Source organism: Bacillus cereus group sp. MYBK220-1 (assembly GCF_051916445.1).
In the GTDB taxonomy this organism is placed as follows: domain Bacteria; phylum Bacillota; class Bacilli; order Bacillales; family Bacillaceae_G; genus Bacillus_A; species Bacillus_A cereus.
Window position 1 is genome coordinate 124231 of sequence record NZ_JBQAGQ010000004.1, and the last position, 16497, is coordinate 140727.

Consider the following 16497-nt stretch of genomic DNA (forward strand, 5'->3'; position numbering starts at 1 on the left):
AATTATTTGTCGCTTAAGCGTTTTCCGCCAACTGCATAATGGTTTTTAGACATTTCTTCGATGAAAACAACGATGTTTTCTTCAGGAGCACCAGTTGTTTCGCTTACTGCTGCTGTTACTTTCTCAGCAAGAGCTTTCTTTTGTTCTTCTGTGCGTCCTTCTAGCATTTTCACTGTTACGTATGGCATGTACAATCGCTCCTTTTATGTAAGTTACACTCTTATTATAGCGGATTATGGGGAAGAACAATCGAAAAAACAAATAATTTCTTTTTTGACATATGGAAGAGGAGATGAAGTATGGATCAGTTATTTAGATATCCATTGCACGAAATTCCGTTAGTAGCAATGGCAATTATTATTGCACTATCCGTTCATGAATTTGCACATGCATATGTTGCATATAAATTTGGGGACGATACAGCAAAGAGACAAGGGCGTTTAACGTTATCACCGATGGCCCATTTAGACCCTATCGGTTTGATTGCAGTATTAATTCTTGGATTCGGTTGGGCAAGACCAGTTCCTGTTAACCCATATAACTTTAAAAGACCGCGTCTGGCAGGTATATTAGTTTCAATTGCAGGGCCGATTAGTAACTTAATTTTAAGTGCAATTGGTTTAATTATTTGGTATAGCTTATTAAAATTTGGTGTATTATACTCAATTCCATCTGCAGTGGCAGATACGTTAGCTCAATTTTTCCAGATTTTTATTATGCTGAATATCGTTTTACTTGTATTTAACTTATTACCAATCCCGCCACTTGATGGATATCGAGTTGTGGAAGATTTAGCGCCAGCAAATATTCGCGCGAAAATGACACAGTATGAAAAATACGGGGCAATTGCGTTATTAATTCTCGTTATTACACCGCTTAGTAATTATACAATTCAACCTATTTTTCAGGTAGTTATTCCGCATGTATTTGTATTTTTAGATAGCATCATTGCGCCTATTTTTGGCCTTTTATAATTTTTAAGTGAGGAGGATTTTACATATGACAGAGAAAAAGAAAAAAATCGGTTTTAATATCGTGAAAAATGATTCAACAGATGGACATGGTGGATTTGGTGTTGGGGCATTAAGCTTAGAAAACATTTCACCTGTATTTGTTGATGTACTAGAGAAGACTGCATTCGTTGATATCGGTGCGATGCATGCGCGTAGTACAGTAGAAAAAGGTATTAAGTTTTTAACAAATAAAGATGAAGTTCCAAATGGAAAACCATTTTGGCTTGTATGGGTAACAATTGAAAGAACTGCGACAGGTGCGTATTACGCAGGTGTAACAGCTTGTGAAATGACAGTTGACCGTGAGATTCGCCGCGGATATAAATCACTTCCAGAACACGTAAATAAAATGGATAAATCATTGAAGCGTCACATTATGGTTGACCATATGGATGAATCATCTAAAAAGGTACTTGGTACGTTCTTGAAAGAACATAATGAAGCGATTTGGAACGAATCTAGTGAAGAATTGCGCCGTGCATTATTAAGTGAATAAAAAATAGCTGACGGGTGCCCGTCAGCTATTTTTTTTACCAAGGAAGATATTTGTTCCACCAACTTGTTTTTTTCTTTTCTTCAGTCGTTTTTTCAAATTCTTCTTTATCATCGACGTGATCCATACAATATTCAGTCGGTTCGGTACCTTTAGCGAAATACATTTTCACAGAAATAGGACAATTTTTTGTAGCAATTTTACCGTTCTCTGGATTGATATTAACCGCTACGACGTCACTTGGTTGTTTAAATTCTTTTTTAGGCTGTCCATCTAAGCCTTTCTCCATCGTATCAGTCCATATTTTCTTCGCATATCCTTGTTCTGCGACGTTTGAAATAGATTTAGGTTGATCATATCCGACCCATACACCTGTTACGATTTGCGGAGTAAATCCGATCATCCAACTATCCGTTTCAGTAGAACCAGATTTGCCGGCATATGTTCTTGATAATTTTGATAACATCGATTGGCCAGTTACAGCAGCATAACTGCTTAGTTTCTTATTAAACATACCAGTCATCATTTCTTCCATTACAAACGCTTTGCTCTTGTCGAGAACTTGTTTACTCTCTAAATGAGCATCGTATAATATATTTCCTTCATGATCCATAATGCGGCGAATGAAAGTAGGTTTTACTTCTTTTCCACCGTTTGCGAACATGCTATAAGCGTTAACCATTTCAATTGGTTTTACTGGTGATGTACCGAGAGCTAGAGAAGGTACATCTTTTAATGCACTTGTAATTCCAAATTGTTTCGCTGTTTTTGCAAGCGCGTCATCTCCTAAAAACAAATTCGTTTTCACAGCATATATGTTATCAGAGACTGCGAGAGCTTGTGCCATCGTTACGAAATCATCGGCATAATAATCTTTATAGTTCTTCGGTTTATACTTTGAAACGCCGTCACCTAAGGTGAATACAGTATATTCGCTTTTTAAGCGCGTAGCAGGCGTGAATCCTCGTTCTAATGCCGCATAATATAGAAATGGCTTAAATGTAGAACCAGGCTGACGAATGGCCTGTGTAGCCCTGTTAAATTGACTCGTAGTATAATCGGTTCCGCCAACAAGAGCAGCCACTTCACCTGTCGTTGGATTCATAGAGACGAGAGCAGTTTGTATGTTTGTTGTGTCAGGTATATGATCCTTTACAGCTTGTTCTGCTACAGCTTGTAGTTTAGGGTCTAGCGTTGTATAAATTCGTAAGCCACCTCGTTGTAAAGCTTGTTCGTCTAATCCGACATCACGAAGAAGCGAAGCTTGTACAGCATCTTGGAAATATGGTGCGACCTCTGCTACTTTTTTCGTATCTAATGAGGCAAAAGTTAGTGTTTCTTTCTTCGCTAAGGCTGCTTGTTGCTTCGTAATATATCCTTGCTTTACCATTTCATCTAATATGAGAGCTTGTCGTCCTTTAGCACGATCCTCTTTCAAAAAGGGAGAATAGACACTTGGCCCTTTCGGGATACCTGCCAGCATACTAGCTTCTGCTAATGTTAACTCTTTTGCCGTTTTATCGAAATATAGACGGGACGCAGCTTCGATGCCATAAGCGCCATGTCCGTAATAAATTGTATTTAAATATCCTTCTAAAATATGATTTTTATTATAGTTTACTTCAAGGCGGATAGTGTACATTGCCTCTAACAATTTTCGTTTCCACGTTTTATCATGATCTAAATACAGATTACGCGCGTATTGTTGTGTAATTGTACTAGCTCCTTGTACCTTTGCCATCGCTTTTAAATCAGCAACAATTGCACCTGCAATCCGTTTCAAATCGAAGCCGTGATGTTTATAAAATCTTTGATCTTCAATAGAAAGGGTCGCTTCTTTTACATAAAGTGAAATTTCATTAAGAGAGACATTGTAACGTTTTTGAATTTCGTTACTTTGTCCAATAACAGTATCATCGTTTGCGTAAAAGACGCTTGTTTGCGGGACCGCAACAGGAGGAGGTCCCATAATTTTTGCAACTATAATAATAACAAAAAAAGAAAAAACGAAGAAAAGGACGCACGAAAACATTGCGGTGAAGAAAAGACGTTTATATTTTTTAAGTTTTGGATTCATAGTTTGATCCATCTTTTTTCAGCCCCTCATTAATACAAGCGTTATTGTATTAGTATTGAGGGTTTTCGTTTATTTTAAACAATGAAATTTCGAAAATAAAAAAGCCCTTTCCATTAAGAAAGGAGCTCAAAGGCACGTGCTGGCCAATCGGTAATGATGACATCTACACCATAATCAATCATAGTTTGTAAATCTTTGTATTCATTAATTGTATATGGACGGAAAACATATCCTTGCTCTTGTGCTAACTGCACAAATTCTTTCGTTAATAACTGGAAGTTTGGATGTAATCCACTTGCTTCTCTATGTTTTGCTTCGGAAATTGGATCAGCAAGTGGTGTATCATATAAAATTGCTCTTGGGATTTCAGGAGCAATTTCTGCTAATAATGAAACAGAGTCATGGTTAAATGATGAAAATACAATTTGATTAGAAAGATGATATTCACGCACAAGTGCAACAGCTTTTTCCTCAATATTTGGGTAATGAATAACATCTGTCTTTAATTCAATATTTAGTTGTAAGTTCGTTGTGGAAAGCCAAATGAAAACCTCACGCAACGTTGGGATTTTTGCTTCATGGAAAGAAGGGTCTTTATAGCTACCAGCGTCCAATAATTGTAGTTCCTCTACCGTTTTTTCAGAAACAGGTCCAACGCCATTTGTTGTACGATCGACGGTTTCATCGTGAATTACGACAAGTTCACCATCTTTTGATAAGTGGACATCGAGTTCAATTCCGTGAGCACCAATGCGTTCTGCTTCTTGGAAGGCAATCATCGTATTTTCGGGATGTGTTCCTTTTACTCCGCGGTGAGCGAAAATAAGTGGTTTACTCATGTGAAATTCTCCTTATTATCTCTTTTCTTTTATTATGAAACTGCTTTAGGGAAAATACAATTGAATATGACAAACATTTACAAAAGTCTAACAGTTGCAGAAAAGTTAACGTTAACGTAAAATGTAATAATCAAGTGAAGGGAGGAATAAACATGTATAAAATTGATGAAGTAACAAAGCAAGTCGGTTTAACAAAACGTACACTTCGTTATTATGAGGAAATTGGTTTAATTCATCCCCCAGAACGTAGTGAGGGAAATATCCGTCTGTATACGGATGAGGATATTGCCAGAATTAAAAGAATTGTAGAAGCGAAAGAAGTGCTAGGAATCACACTTCAAGAAATGCAGCATTTCTTATCACTAAAAGAAAGAATGGAGCAAAGAAGAAATAGCGAAAACCCTCGTGATCGTGAAGTGATTCAAGAAATTAAAGATATGCTTGAAAAACAAGTGCAAACGTTAGACGAAAAAATGGAGCAAATGCAACGTGTAAAGGCAGAACTAGAAGATAGTTTACATCGTGCAGTAACATTTTTAGAGAGCACAAAAGGAGAGTAATCAAAATGGAGAGCAAACAAAAACTAGGGAGATTGATTACAGTGGTGGCTACCTTCCTTGCCTTTTCGGGTATAGGAGTAGTCGACCCAATTTTGCCGATTATTGCAGAGAAAATTGGTGCATCGCATTGGCAAGTTGAAATGTTATTTACCGCTTATATTTTAACGATGGCAATTATGATGTTACCAGCTGGTATATTTGCATCGAGATTTGGTGATAAACGGATGATGACAATCGGTCTTGCGATTGTGACTGTATTTGCGTTTATATGTGGTATGTCGCAAACGATTGCTCAATTATCTCTTTTCCGCGCTGGATGGGGATTAGGGAATGCGATGTTCTTCGCGACGGCGATGACTTTATTGATTGCATTAAGTAAAGAAGTTCATGAAGCAGTAGGATTATACGAAGCAGCTATCGGCTTAGGTATGGCTGGCGGACCGTTATTAGGCGGGATATTAGGTGGTCATTCTTGGCGTTATCCGTTTTTCGCGACGAGTATTTTAATTTTCTTAGCATTTATTTTAGTATTCTTTTTTGTAAAAGAACCAGAACGAAAAGTGAAGCGTAAGGCTGCTGGCGTAGGGGAATTACTTAACCTGGTGAAGTATAAACCATTTATGCAAGGTGCCATTTCAGGGATGCTATACTACTACGGATTTTTTGTCGTGTTAGCATATTCACCACTTATTATGCATTTATCAGCTATTCAATTAGGCTTTGTATTTTGCGGATGGGGACTCGCGTTAGCTTACGGTTCTGCAATTTTAGCACATAAGCTAGAAGGGAAATATGAACCAAAAACATTATTGAAGGGTAGTTTACTCGTATTTGCGATTTTCTTAATTGCACTATTCTTTGTGAAAATTATGTGGTTACAAATTACTCTTATCGTTTTATCAGGGTTGGCATCTGGCTTAAACAATGCATTATATACAAGTTATGTAATGGATATTTCACCTTATGAAAGATCTGTTACGTCAGGTGTTTATAACTTTGTTCGTTGGTTAGGTGGTGCGATTGCTCCGATTTTATCAGGAATTATCGGTCATACTGTTTCACCACAAAGTCCGTTTTTAGTAGGTGGAATTGTTGTGTTAGTTGGTTGTATTATGATCCTAATTCCAATTCGTAAACCATTAGAAATAGAGACAAAAACCCTTTCTTAAGAAAGGGTTTTCTTTCCTTTTACGGTGCAAACCCTTTCCACACATATGTTAGAACCCTCTGACTAAAATATATTTTCGGTATTTTTGTACTTTTAACTATACATTTTGGATGTTTTGTTTTATTTTTGTTAGGGGACATTAATGATGTCCCTATTATAAATTTGCATTGAAAGGCGTGATTGTACGATGGAACTATGGTTCACTGAGAAACAAACAAAACATTTTGGGATTACGGCGCGTATTAACCGCACATTACATACGGAGCAAACAGAATTCCAAAAACTTGATATGGTCGAAACGGAAGAGTTCGGAAACATGCTTATTTTAGATGGCATGGTTATGACAACAGAAAAGGACGAGTTCGTTTATCACGAAATGGTAGCACACGTACCTTTATTTACACATCCAAACCCTGAAAACGTATTAGTTGTTGGTGGCGGTGATGGTGGTGTTATTCGTGAAGTGTTAAAACACCCAAGTGTAAAGAAAGCAACTCTTGTTGAAATCGATGGAAAAGTAATTGAGTACTCTAAACAATACTTACCATCAATTGCAGGCGCATTAGATAATGAGCGTGTAGAAGTAAAAGTAGGAGACGGTTTCCTACATATCGCAGAAAGCGAAAATGAATACGATGTAATTATGGTAGATTCTACTGAGCCAGTAGGACCAGCAGTAAACCTATTTACAAAAGGCTTCTACGCTGGAATTTCAAAAGCGTTAAAAGAAGATGGTATTTTCGTTGCACAAACGGACAACCCTTGGTTTACACCAGAACTAATTACAACTGTGTTTAAAGACGTAAAAGAGATCTTCCCAATCACTCGTTTATACACAGCAAACATTCCAACTTACCCAAGTGGTCTTTGGACGTTCACAATTGGATCTAAAAAACATGATCCATTAGAAGTAAGTGAAGAGCGTTTCCACGAAATCGAAACGAAATACTACACAAAAGAATTACACAATGCAGCATTCGCATTACCAAAATTTGTTGGCGATTTAATTAAGTAAGAGAATTGTATCAAACAAATAAAGTGTAAGTAGCTCATTTAAGGTGTTTGTCCAGAAGACTTGAACATGCTAGCTACTTACACTTCTGTAGAGAAAATCGTCTTCTTGTTGTTAAAAAGAAGACCCGGTAAATCGAGAAAGAGGAGCAATTCGCTCCAAATTTGAGAAATAGTGAAAGGTTGGGATACCTTAAGTTCCACATAAGGAGGAAAAGAATATGCGTTTTGATGAAGCTTATTCAGGTAAAGTATTTATTAAAAGTCATCCAAGTTTTGAAGAGTCAAAGGTAGTTATTTATGGGATGCCTATGGATTGGACAGTAAGTTACCGTCCGGGATCTCGTTTTGGCCCTGCACGTATTCGTGAAGTATCAATCGGTCTTGAAGAATATAGCCCGTATTTAGATCGTGAACTAGAAGAGGTAAAATATTTTGATGCGGGTGATATCCCATTACCATTCGGAAACGCACAACGCAGCTTAGACATGATTGAAGAGTATGTATCAAAACTTTTAGATGCCGATAAGTTTCCACTAGGTCTCGGCGGTGAGCACCTAGTGTCTTGGCCAATTTTTAAGGCAATGGCAAAAAAATATCCGGATTTAGCAATCATCCACATGGATGCTCATACTGATTTACGTGAATCGTATGAAGGGGAGCCTTTATCCCACTCTACACCAATTCGTAAAGTGTGTGATTTAATTGGTCCGGAAAACGTATATTCTTTCGGAATTCGTTCTGGAATGAAGGAAGAATTTGAATGGGCGAAAGAAGTAGGTATGAACTTATACAAATTTGACGTATTAGAACCGTTAAAAGAAGTATTACCGAAACTTGCTGGCCGCCCAGTCTATGTCACAATCGACATTGATGTATTAGACCCAGCTCACGCTCCAGGAACAGGAACGTTAGAAGCTGGTGGTATCACATCTAAAGAATTATTAGATTCCATCGTAGCAATTGCAAATTCAAATATAAATGTAGTTGGAGCAGACTTGGTAGAAGTAGCTCCAGTCTACGACCATAGTGATCAAACACCAGTCGCAGCAAGCAAATTCGTGCGGGAAATGCTGCTCGGTTGGGTGAAGTAAAAGCGGAATCGGCTCGCCCAGAATGTGAGGGGGATGGAGCTTCAGACATAGAGGCGTTTTTTGCCTCGAAGGAAGAAGCGAAGCCACCGATTATTCTAGCCGCTGCAGCTAAGAGCCCTCTATATGATTAGAGGGCTCTTATTTTGTCGTTAGGTGCCGGTAAGTCGATATATTAAAAAAATCGCTGATATAATTCGAGTTGCGCCGATATATTAAAAAAACCGCCGATATAATTTCATTTGCCGTTACGCGATACAAAAAAGAGCTATTCCTAAACGATGGGAATAGCTCTTTTTCTTATGCAACCTTCTCTTCCGAAGTAACTCCGCGAATTTCATCAGCAGAGCGGATCGGATATTTACGGAACACAATAGATCCGATGTATCCGACAATAGTGGTAACGATTCCACATAATATAGCAGCAATTGTTACTTTTACAACGTCATTAAATCCGAATAAGACAAGAAGTCCTGGGATTGGTGATGCTGTTCCTGGTGCATTATTAACGAGCTGGAACAGAGAGGTAATAATACCAGCAAGTGCACCGCCAACGAAGTTTGTCGCATAAATTGGAATCGGATTTGCTGAAACAACATCGGCTTGTGTTAAAGGCTCGATTGCTACAGCAATTGTATCTTTCTTTGAACAAATTTTTAATCGTTTAAAGAAAATAAAGTTCATTGGGGCTGAAGCTGCTACAGCCAGACTACCAATTGCCATTGGTAAACCTGTTAATCCAAGCATTGCAGTTAGTGCCATAGAACTCAGTGGAGAGGTAGAAATAACTGTTATTAATCCACCAAGCATAATACCCATAATGATAGGACTTTCTGTAGTTGCAACTGAAATCATAGAACCGATTTTACCAAGTGTGGCGTTAACGAGCGGATCCATAAGCATTGCCATTCCGCGTGAGATTGGTGCAGCGATAAATAGGATTGCTAAAAATTCCACACCAGCTGGTAATTTCTTTTCGAGAAATTTCACGACGAAGGCACAAACGTATCCAGCGAAAAATCCTGGTAAAATACCGAATCCACTAGTAGCGATACCAATTAAAACAGCATATACGGGGGAAACACCGATTGCTAATGCGACTAAAATCGCTGCTGCGACACCGCTCATACTACCGGAAGCTTCTCCTACTGATTGTAAAAAGTCATTATGAAACATTTCTCCACCTATATAACGGTGAAATGCTTCAATAAGAAAACTTGCAATTGCTGCATTAGCTAAAGCACCCATCGCCTTCATTCCGTAAGGCGCACGGTAACTGAAAAGTGTAAATAGACAAAGTACAACAAGTAATAGTGCTAAACCTTGCAAGATAGCCATTTGAAAACTGTCTCCTTTGATTTTTGTAATAAAAATTCGTATCATTCAATAATAATATAAAAGTGTATGAAACGGAAAATTTTTTTCTTGGGAACTGGCTGTAAGAAAAAATCCCTTACAATAATGTAAGGAAAGTGTAAGACTTTTAGATAGAGTATAGTATGCTCTTTTCCGTATAATACAAGTATAGATATAATACTAGCGAGAAAGAAGTGCAAACAGGAGGTTCATGTATGAGATTGGTAATTAAAGTTTTAGCTGTATTCGCCATTATTCTAGGTGGAACAGCGTATTATTTGAATACAAAAACAGAAGGTGTACATGCTTTTGTAGACAACTTCTTTTCAAATAAAGAAATACAAGATTATTATGCGGTTATAGATAAAGGTGAGAAAAAAGACGGAGAATACTTGTATACTTTTAAAGGGTATACAGAAGATGGAAAGTTACAGGTTATTAAAAGAATGATGAACCGTGAATTGCATACGGGGGCGTTTATAAAAATTTATGCAAAAGGTATGCAAGGAAAAGGATGGGCTGAAATCCCGAAAGAATCCATTCCGCAAAAAGCGTTGGAAAAAATAGAAAAACCATAAAAGGAGCGACTCATTCGCTCCTTTTTTAGTGCGTTAAAATAGTGATAGATGTCTTCTCTTTGTGAGAAATAATTTTTGCACGTCCACCAATTGGAAAAGTGAAAATCGGGGTTGTATGCCCGAAACTTGCGTTTGCAATGATAGGGATATGTGCAAGTTCAGGTTTTGAAGCAATCATTTCTTGAATGTCTTCTATCGTACATTCTGCACCTTTTTGCATCTTTCCTATAACGATTCCCTTTATGTATTCAAAACCTTGCTGCTGCATAAGGGAATGTAAATAACGATCAAAAGTTTTAAGAGTAGATGTTCCAGTTAAACTATCTTCTTCAATAAATAAAATTTTCTCCTTTAAATTTGGCATATATGGTGTACCTTGCAGTAAGTTAAATGTGCTCATATTGCCACCGATAATATCTCCCGTAGCTTCTCCTTCTTGAATTGAAACATATCCTTCATTTTTAATAAATTCTCGATTTTCCTGATCTATATACCAAGAATCATCGCTCCATGTTTCAGATGGAAGGACTTCAATAGGCTCATTAGAAGTTAAGCACTTTAAAAAGTAATCGGTTGTATACCCGAGCCCTTTCTCCATTCCAAACGAAGAGAAATGGGGTCCTGAATATGTAACAAGCCCTGTTTTTGCGTAAATTGCATTATTTAAGGCAGTAATATCAGAATAACCACAGAAAAATTTCGGGTTTTCACGAATTAAATCATAATCGAGATGTTTCAATAAACCATTTGAGTTGTATCCGCCAAGTGTAGTCAAAATAGCTTTTACATTAGGGTCTCGAAATGCTTCATGGAGGTCTTGAATGCGGGAAGAAATAGAGGAGGAAGCAAATCGATCTATCTCATCAGCATATTTTGAGAATGTAACTTGAAAGCCCATGTCAGTTAATCTTTTTATAGCAAGTTTTCTATTTTCATTTGAAACAATACTTAAACTACACGATGGTGAAATCACTCGTATTTCAGCACCCTTTTTTAACTTTGTTGGTATCACTACATTCACCTCTTTAATTGAAAGAATATTTAGATTTAAAAAATATTTTATCATATGAAATAAAGTAGAAGTGAATTATTTTTTGAAATGGAGTTTTCCTGATTTTTCAGCAGACAGACAGAGTCTTTTTTTGATATGATAGGAAAAGTGATTTATTATAAGTAGTATTTAATATCTATAACATTTGAAAGGTGTGCAAGACGTGGAGAAACAACTTGCAGGCTTGCCGGTACACGTTCATTTCGTAACAGAAATCCGTGAAGGGGCGAGGAAGGAAACCGTTGCTTTTGAAGCAAATGGTCAATACTATGTAAAAGGTCAAGGTACATATGTAACATTCCAGGAGCCGAACGAACAAGGCGAAGTGAAAACAATTATTAAAATTCAAGATGAACAAGTTCTCATTATGCGTTCAGGTGCTGTTTCTATGCGTCAGACGCATGTGAAAGGTGAATGGACAACTGGTACGTATACGAGTGAACTTGGTACGTTTGCATTGCAAACAAAGACTGATAACGTTCTTTTTAAATGGTCGGATGAAAAGAAAAAAGGACAACTCTTCTTAACGTACGCATTGCTTCTAAGTGAACAAGAAGCTGGCAGATATACTATTACAATTAATTTGAAGGAGGCAAAATAATGAATTCCTTAGAACAGGTAAAAGGATTGATTAAAGAAGAAATTCAGGCTGCTGTATTAAAGGCAGAATTAGCGACAGAAGAACAAATTCCAAACGTTGTATTAGAATCTCCAAAAGATAAAACAAATGGTGACTTCTCTACAAATATGGCAATGCAACTTGCACGCGTTGCGAAAAAAGCACCTCGTATGATTGCAGAAGAACTAGTTGCAAACTTCGATAAAGCAAAAGCTTCTATTGAAAAAATCGAAATCGCTGGTCCTGGTTTTATTAACTTCTATATGGATAATAGCTACTTAACAGATTTAATTCCAACAATCGTAAGCGCTGGTGAAGCTTACGGTGAAACGAATACTGGTAAAGGTGAAAAAGTACAAGTTGAGTTCGTATCTGCGAATCCAACAGGTGACCTTCACTTAGGACATGCACGCGGTGCGGCAGTAGGTGACACTTTATGTAACCTATTAGCAAAAGCAGGATACGATGTATCTCGTGAGTACTACATTAATGACGCTGGTAACCAAATTCATAACTTAGCTCTTTCTGTTGAAGCTCGTTACATGCAAGCTTTAGGCTTAGAAAAAGAAATGCCAGAAGACGGATACCATGGTGCGGATATCATTGGAATTGGTAAACGTTTAGCAGAAGAATTCGGTGATCGTTATGCGAAAGCTGATGAAAAAGAAAGCTATGAATTCTACCGTGAGTACGGTTTAAAATATGAATTAGCAAAACTTCAAAAAGACTTAGAAAGCTTCCGCGTTAAATTTGATGTATGGTTCTCAGAAACATCATTATACAAAAACGGGAAAATTGATCAAGCACTTGCTGTATTAAAAGAGCGCGATGAGATCTTTGAAGAAGACGGTGCAACTTGGTTCCGTTCAATGACTTACGGTGACGATAAAAACCGTGTATTAATTAAAAATGATGGTTCTTACACATACTTAACGCCAGATATCGCGTATCATCGTGATAAATTAGAGCGTGGTTTCGATAAGTTAATTAACATTTGGGGTGCTGACCATCACGGTTATATTCCACGTATGAAAGCTGCTATTCAAGCACTTGGTTACGATAAAGACACGCTTGAAGTAGAAATCATCCAAATGGTACAACTATACCAAAATGGTGAAAAAATGAAGATGAGTAAGCGTACGGGTAAAGCAGTTACACTTCGTGAGCTTATGGAAGAAGTAGGCGTGGACGCAATGCGTTACTTCTTCGCAATGCGTAGCGGTGACTCTCATTTAGACTTCGATATGGACTTAGCTGTATCAAAATCTAATGAAAACCCAGTATACTATGCACAATACGCTCACGCTCGCGTATGCAGCATCCTTCGCCAAGGTGAAGAATTAGGATTAGCTACAGGCGGAGATGTGAACTACAAACTTGTTACTTCTGAAAAAGAAGTAGAGTTACTGAAAAAACTTGGTGAATTCCCAGCGGTAGTTGCGGATGCAGCACAAAAACGTCTACCACACCGTATTACAAACTATGCATTTGAATTAGCAGCAACATTACACAGCTTCTACAATGCAGAAAAAGTATTAAACCAAGATAATTTAGAATTAAGTAAAGCTCGTTACGAGTTAATGAAAGCAGTACGCACTACACTTCAAAATGCATTAGCAATCGTAGGAGTATCTGCACCAGAAAAAATGTAATTAAGAAAAGCGGAAGCGGCTCGTTTAGAATAGGAGGGGGATGGAGCTCCTGAGAGAGAGGCGTACTTTGCCTCGGAGGAAGGCGCGAAGCCACCGAGTATTCTAGCTGCTGGAGCTAGACAATAAAGAAAAGCGGAGCCGACTGTTTAGTCCCGAAGGCTAAGGTTCTTTCCCACAGAAGATGCATTTTATCTTCTAGTGGGGAAGGTTCTTAGACAGAAGGGGCTAGGAGGCAGAGCTGGACATAAAGAAAAGCGGAAGCGGACTTTCGTTTTTAAATAAAAGGCAATCACACGATGTTGTGATTGCCTTTTTATGTGGAGATAATAAAAAAATAAAATTTTATCAAACAAAAAGGGAATTTGCGTCGTCTTATATAAATGACAGGAGGCTTATGATGGAAGAAAAGGTAGAAGAATTAATTGATATATATATAAGAAGCAAATATATTCCTTATGCTATAAGTTAGCGAAAACGAAAGAAGATGCGGAAGATATTTTTCAAGAGACGTGGATAAAGGTTTTTTCATCAAGGCACCAACTTTCTTATGTGGATAAAGGAGTTAAAGGAAATCTGTGAATCGAAAAAAGGTAGTTTTACAGTTACTTTAAAAGCAAATGAAGAGTATGTATTGAATATAAGTGGATTAAAAGTGAAAGATGGATTCGTAAAAGTGAATTGGCAAGAGAAATAAAAGGGGCCCTATAAAGGACCTCTTTTTTATTGAATAGTATAAGTAACAGAAAAACTAACAGGACTATAGTAAACGTAAGGTGCATGAAATTGAACATACATATTTCCATCTGTTTTTGCAGTGAAAATTCGGCCGTAACCATCAGAATAACGTCCAATTAGGTTATGATTTGAGTCATAAACACTGTAACTAGGAGTTTTGCTGTTAGGATGAATTGTTAGTTCTTGTCCTTTTTGAAGGAAAATAGGTTCTTGTTCAGAACTACCTCCAGTTTGCAAGGAATAAAATTTTGTAAAGCTTTGTTCTTGAGCGGCAGCAGCGACTTTTGTTTCAGGAATAAACGCAGTAGCTCCAGTAATTCCTGCTAAAGTTAATGCACCTGCTAAAATCATTTTTTTCATAATAGAAAAAGCCTCCTTATTAGTTGTAATCGGTGTTGTTACAGTTAATATTGTATACGATAATGGGTAGGATAAAATATGCTTTTATGCATATATATTTTTTCTCAATAAAAGACCACTGATAAAATCAGTGGTCTTTTAAATGATTAAGCAGCTTTCTGTTCAGTTTGAGGAACAGGTTTTTGAAGCGAGTTATAAACTCCTGTTCCGATAACGTCTAATGCCATTCTCATTCGTTCAGGTGAAATGTTTTCTAATACGTTATCTTGAGGTGTATGGTATACCTTCTCAATATGATAGATTAATGGATTCCAACTATCCACACCCATCCAAATGAATAGAGCAGCAGGAATACCAGCTTCAGCAAATGGAACATGATCACTAGAACCGAATTTACCTTGTAGGACGAGGTCATTATTTAGTTGTTTACCTGCTTGCAAGGCAGCGTCTGTTACAAAGTTTGTAGAGCCATCAGGTGTCATAGCGTATAAATTCTTTGCTTTATCATAATTTGTTGCAACCATGTCGGCGTTAAAGACACCTAAAATACGGTCGCGTTCTTTTTGGGATAGACTATTCACGTAATAATCCGAACCAAGTAATCCAGTCTCTTCAGAACCAAAGGTAATAAAGCGAATTTCTTTATCAGTTTCTACATTTTGAAAAGCACGAGCTAGTTCTAATACTAATCCAGTTCCAGAAGCATTATCATTTGCGCCAGGTGCTCCGACAACACTATCATAGTGCGAGCTTACAACGACTGCTTTTTCATTACCTGTACTCTTTTTTGGTTTCTTTTTGGCGATAACATTTAGAGATGTTAATTTAGATTCATGTCTCGCTTTTAGGGAAAGAATTGTTGTCCCTTTTTTAGCGATTTCTTCTTTAAATGCATTTCCTTGCGCATAAGCAAGACCAAAGACAGGGATAGATTGCTTTTTCGTTAGGCGGGGATTGAAGGTTTGTCCATAATTTCCGCGTCCGCCAATTAAACTGTATAAAAGAACACCTTTTGCACCTTTGCTAACAGCATTTTCAACTTGTTTATTATAGTCTGTAACTGTCGTTCCTCTTTCAAATAAAACAATTTTACCGTTTACTTCATTTGGAATATCTTCTAATTTTGTCCCACCTTGAACAAAGATAAGGGGAGCTGTAACAGCTTCTGTAGAAATGAGTGCATTAGGAGCAGCACCAGCTTGCCAATTACGTTTTGTTGATAGTGGTGATTCAATGAATCCAACGTATTGATCGGGCACCTGAAATGGTTGATATTCTACGTCATAGCCCATTGATTTAAGCTGCATACCAATGTAACGAGAAGCCCATTCTTCGGATTTTGTTCCACCGGGGCGAGGACCAATTGTTTCAGATAAGAAACGAACATGTTCAATCGCGCGGTTTGGATCAATCTGTTTTGTAATAGATGGAGTTTGTGTAACCTCTGACGTGGAATCCGCTTTTGCTTGCCCAATTGGAGCTAAGCTAACAGCGAGTGATACAGCAAGCAAAGAGCTTACTATTTTTTGTTTCAATGATTTTCTCATTTTTTCCTCTCCTATTCTTCTATTCTCTCTGACTGACAAAAGAAGACGGATAATGACTTTATTTTACCTTTGCACCTTTTATTTTTCAATATTCAGACATTGAGAAATAAAAACGATATATGCATATTTGCATATTTTTGAGGGAGATATGTATGCTATCATTTTAAACGAAGGTTCGCTTTCTACTCTGAAAGCTCCTACATTGCATGAATCTAGTGTACCCAAACTTTAGATTATGTAGAGGAATGGAATCACTGTAGGGTTTCATTTCTCATGTTTGAATCAGTTGATGGTAATTATGTTTCCGCATTTCATAATTATTATCAGTGATATATGTAAGGCATCCA

Annotated in this window: 16 protein-coding genes and 2 pseudogenes; 11 read left to right on the forward strand and 7 right to left on the reverse strand. The window is 37.4% G+C overall.

Translation table 11 applies throughout. The annotated features are described in order from the left end of the window. Positions 1-2 precede the first annotated feature (2 nt). Positions 3-188 carry a 2-hydroxymuconate tautomerase gene (locus tag ACTFRU_RS18265; protein WP_001147171.1) on the reverse strand — a complete coding sequence of 62 codons (186 nt, stop codon included), beginning with the start codon at positions 186-188 and terminating at the stop codon, positions 3-5. A 111-nt stretch (positions 189-299) separates the two neighbouring features. Here ACTFRU_RS18265 and ACTFRU_RS18270 point away from each other — a divergent pair, with 111 nt between their 5' ends. Together ACTFRU_RS18270 and ACTFRU_RS18275 are read left to right on the forward strand one after the other, a co-directional pair. After that, entirely contained in the window at positions 300-974 is a 675-nt protein-coding gene (locus tag ACTFRU_RS18270; RefSeq protein ID WP_000372445.1) for a site-2 protease family protein, read from the forward strand. 25 nt (positions 975-999) lie between these two features. Further along, positions 1000-1509 (forward strand): YwhD family protein, encoded by a 510-nt coding sequence (locus tag ACTFRU_RS18275; protein WP_000136678.1) that lies wholly within the window; start codon positions 1000-1002, stop codon positions 1507-1509. Positions 1510-1543: 34 nt separating this feature from the next. Here ACTFRU_RS18275 and ACTFRU_RS18280 read toward each other — a convergent pair whose 3' ends face one another. Beyond that, on the reverse strand, positions 1544-3595 hold the full coding sequence (locus ACTFRU_RS18280; protein WP_440037741.1) for a transglycosylase domain-containing protein: 2052 nt from the start codon (positions 3593-3595) through the stop codon (positions 1544-1546). A 101-nt stretch (positions 3596-3696) separates the two neighbouring features. Beyond that, complete coding sequence (locus tag ACTFRU_RS18285) at positions 3697-4422, reverse strand: glycerophosphodiester phosphodiesterase (RefSeq protein WP_000042789.1); 726 nt, start codon at positions 4420-4422, stop codon at positions 3697-3699. Between the two features lie 152 nt (positions 4423-4574). On the opposite strand from ACTFRU_RS18285, the gene ACTFRU_RS18290 reads away from it, so the two are divergent. The 4 genes from ACTFRU_RS18290 to speB all read left to right on the forward strand — a co-directional run bounded on the left by ACTFRU_RS18290 (position 4575) and on the right by speB (position 8255). Then, positions 4575-4982 (forward strand): MerR family transcriptional regulator, encoded by a 408-nt coding sequence (locus ACTFRU_RS18290; protein WP_000276560.1) that lies wholly within the window; start codon positions 4575-4577, stop codon positions 4980-4982. Between the two features lie 5 nt (positions 4983-4987). After that, entirely contained in the window at positions 4988-6151 is a 1164-nt protein-coding gene (locus ACTFRU_RS18295) for an MFS transporter (protein WP_000444227.1), read from the forward strand. 186 nt (positions 6152-6337) lie between these two features. Next, entirely contained in the window at positions 6338-7165 is an 828-nt protein-coding gene (gene speE, locus ACTFRU_RS18300; protein WP_000424696.1) for a polyamine aminopropyltransferase, read from the forward strand. A gap of 217 nt (positions 7166-7382) precedes the next feature. Next, complete coding sequence (gene speB / locus ACTFRU_RS18305) at positions 7383-8255, forward strand: agmatinase (protein WP_001209831.1); 873 nt, start codon at positions 7383-7385, stop codon at positions 8253-8255. A gap of 297 nt (positions 8256-8552) precedes the next feature. On the opposite strand, the gene ACTFRU_RS18310 is transcribed toward speB, so the two are convergent. Further along, a complete protein-coding gene (locus ACTFRU_RS18310) occupies positions 8553-9590 on the reverse strand; it encodes a PTS sugar transporter subunit IIC (RefSeq protein ID WP_000996319.1) in 1038 nt (345 codons plus the stop codon). 233 nt (positions 9591-9823) lie between these two features. Between ACTFRU_RS18310 and ACTFRU_RS18315 the strand changes: the two genes are divergently transcribed. Beyond that, entirely contained in the window at positions 9824-10186 is a 363-nt protein-coding gene (locus tag ACTFRU_RS18315) for a YxeA family protein (RefSeq protein ID WP_440037742.1), read from the forward strand. 25 nt (positions 10187-10211) lie between these two features. Here the strand turns inward: ACTFRU_RS18315 and ACTFRU_RS18320 are convergent, their stop codons facing one another. Next, positions 10212-11198, reverse strand: coding sequence for a S66 family peptidase (locus tag ACTFRU_RS18320; RefSeq protein ID WP_044307119.1), 987 nt, complete (start codon positions 11196-11198; stop codon positions 10212-10214). A gap of 202 nt (positions 11199-11400) precedes the next feature. Here ACTFRU_RS18320 and ACTFRU_RS18325 point away from each other — a divergent pair, with 202 nt between their 5' ends. From ACTFRU_RS18325 to ACTFRU_RS18340, 4 genes and pseudogenes are all read left to right on the forward strand, one after another. Further along, entirely contained in the window at positions 11401-11838 is a 438-nt protein-coding gene (locus ACTFRU_RS18325) for a DUF1934 domain-containing protein (protein WP_000414867.1), read from the forward strand. Then, positions 11838-13508: an arginine--tRNA ligase gene (argS, locus tag ACTFRU_RS18330; RefSeq protein ID WP_001086468.1), complete on the forward strand. Its 1671-nt coding sequence runs from the start codon at positions 11838-11840 to the stop codon at positions 13506-13508. Before ACTFRU_RS18325 ends, argS begins: the two co-directional genes overlap by 1 nt. A 334-nt stretch (positions 13509-13842) precedes the next feature. Next, positions 13843-14063 (forward strand): annotated as a pseudogene (locus ACTFRU_RS18335) (sigma factor); the annotation flags it as partial. Continuing rightward, positions 14062-14202: pseudogene (locus ACTFRU_RS18340) on the forward strand (anti-sigma factor); the annotation flags it as partial. The pseudogenes ACTFRU_RS18335 and ACTFRU_RS18340, both read left to right, overlap by 2 nt. 26 nt (positions 14203-14228) lie before the next feature. Here ACTFRU_RS18340 and ACTFRU_RS18345 read toward each other — a convergent pair. Next, positions 14229-14603: a hypothetical protein gene (locus tag ACTFRU_RS18345; RefSeq protein ID WP_000738221.1), complete on the reverse strand. Its 375-nt coding sequence runs from the start codon at positions 14601-14603 to the stop codon at positions 14229-14231. A 146-nt stretch (positions 14604-14749) separates the two neighbouring features. Further along, positions 14750-16150 (reverse strand): M28 family metallopeptidase, encoded by a 1401-nt coding sequence (locus ACTFRU_RS18350; RefSeq protein WP_001232218.1) that lies wholly within the window; start codon positions 16148-16150, stop codon positions 14750-14752. Positions 16151-16497 lie beyond the last annotated feature (347 nt).

What these genes read in the sequence shown, in the direction of transcription:
- ACTFRU_RS18265 (WP_001147171.1), bottom strand. Translation starts at nt 188, where the DNA reads ATGCCATACGTAACAGTGAAAATGCTAGAAGGACGCACAGAAGAACAA.
- ACTFRU_RS18270 (WP_000372445.1), top strand. Translation starts at nt 300, where the DNA reads ATGGATCAGTTATTTAGATATCCATTGCACGAAATTCCGTTAGTAGCA.
- ACTFRU_RS18275 (WP_000136678.1), top strand. Translation starts at nt 1,000, where the DNA reads ATGACAGAGAAAAAGAAAAAAATCGGTTTTAATATCGTGAAAAATGAT.
- ACTFRU_RS18280 (WP_440037741.1), bottom strand. Translation starts at nt 3,595, where the DNA reads ATGGATCAAACTATGAATCCAAAACTTAAAAAATATAAACGTCTTTTC.
- ACTFRU_RS18285 (WP_000042789.1), bottom strand. Translation starts at nt 4,422, where the DNA reads ATGAGTAAACCACTTATTTTCGCTCACCGCGGAGTAAAAGGAACACAT.
- ACTFRU_RS18290 (WP_000276560.1), top strand. Translation starts at nt 4,575, where the DNA reads ATGTATAAAATTGATGAAGTAACAAAGCAAGTCGGTTTAACAAAACGT.
- ACTFRU_RS18295 (WP_000444227.1), top strand. Translation starts at nt 4,988, where the DNA reads ATGGAGAGCAAACAAAAACTAGGGAGATTGATTACAGTGGTGGCTACC.
- speE (WP_000424696.1), top strand. Translation starts at nt 6,338, where the DNA reads ATGGAACTATGGTTCACTGAGAAACAAACAAAACATTTTGGGATTACG.
- speB (WP_001209831.1), top strand. Translation starts at nt 7,383, where the DNA reads ATGCGTTTTGATGAAGCTTATTCAGGTAAAGTATTTATTAAAAGTCAT.
- ACTFRU_RS18310 (WP_000996319.1), bottom strand. Translation starts at nt 9,590, where the DNA reads ATGGCTATCTTGCAAGGTTTAGCACTATTACTTGTTGTACTTTGTCTA.
- ACTFRU_RS18315 (WP_440037742.1), top strand. Translation starts at nt 9,824, where the DNA reads ATGAGATTGGTAATTAAAGTTTTAGCTGTATTCGCCATTATTCTAGGT.
- argS (WP_001086468.1), top strand. Translation starts at nt 11,838, where the DNA reads ATGAATTCCTTAGAACAGGTAAAAGGATTGATTAAAGAAGAAATTCAG.
- ACTFRU_RS18345 (WP_000738221.1), bottom strand. Translation starts at nt 14,603, where the DNA reads ATGAAAAAAATGATTTTAGCAGGTGCATTAACTTTAGCAGGAATTACT.
- ACTFRU_RS18350 (WP_001232218.1), bottom strand. Translation starts at nt 16,150, where the DNA reads ATGAGAAAATCATTGAAACAAAAAATAGTAAGCTCTTTGCTTGCTGTA.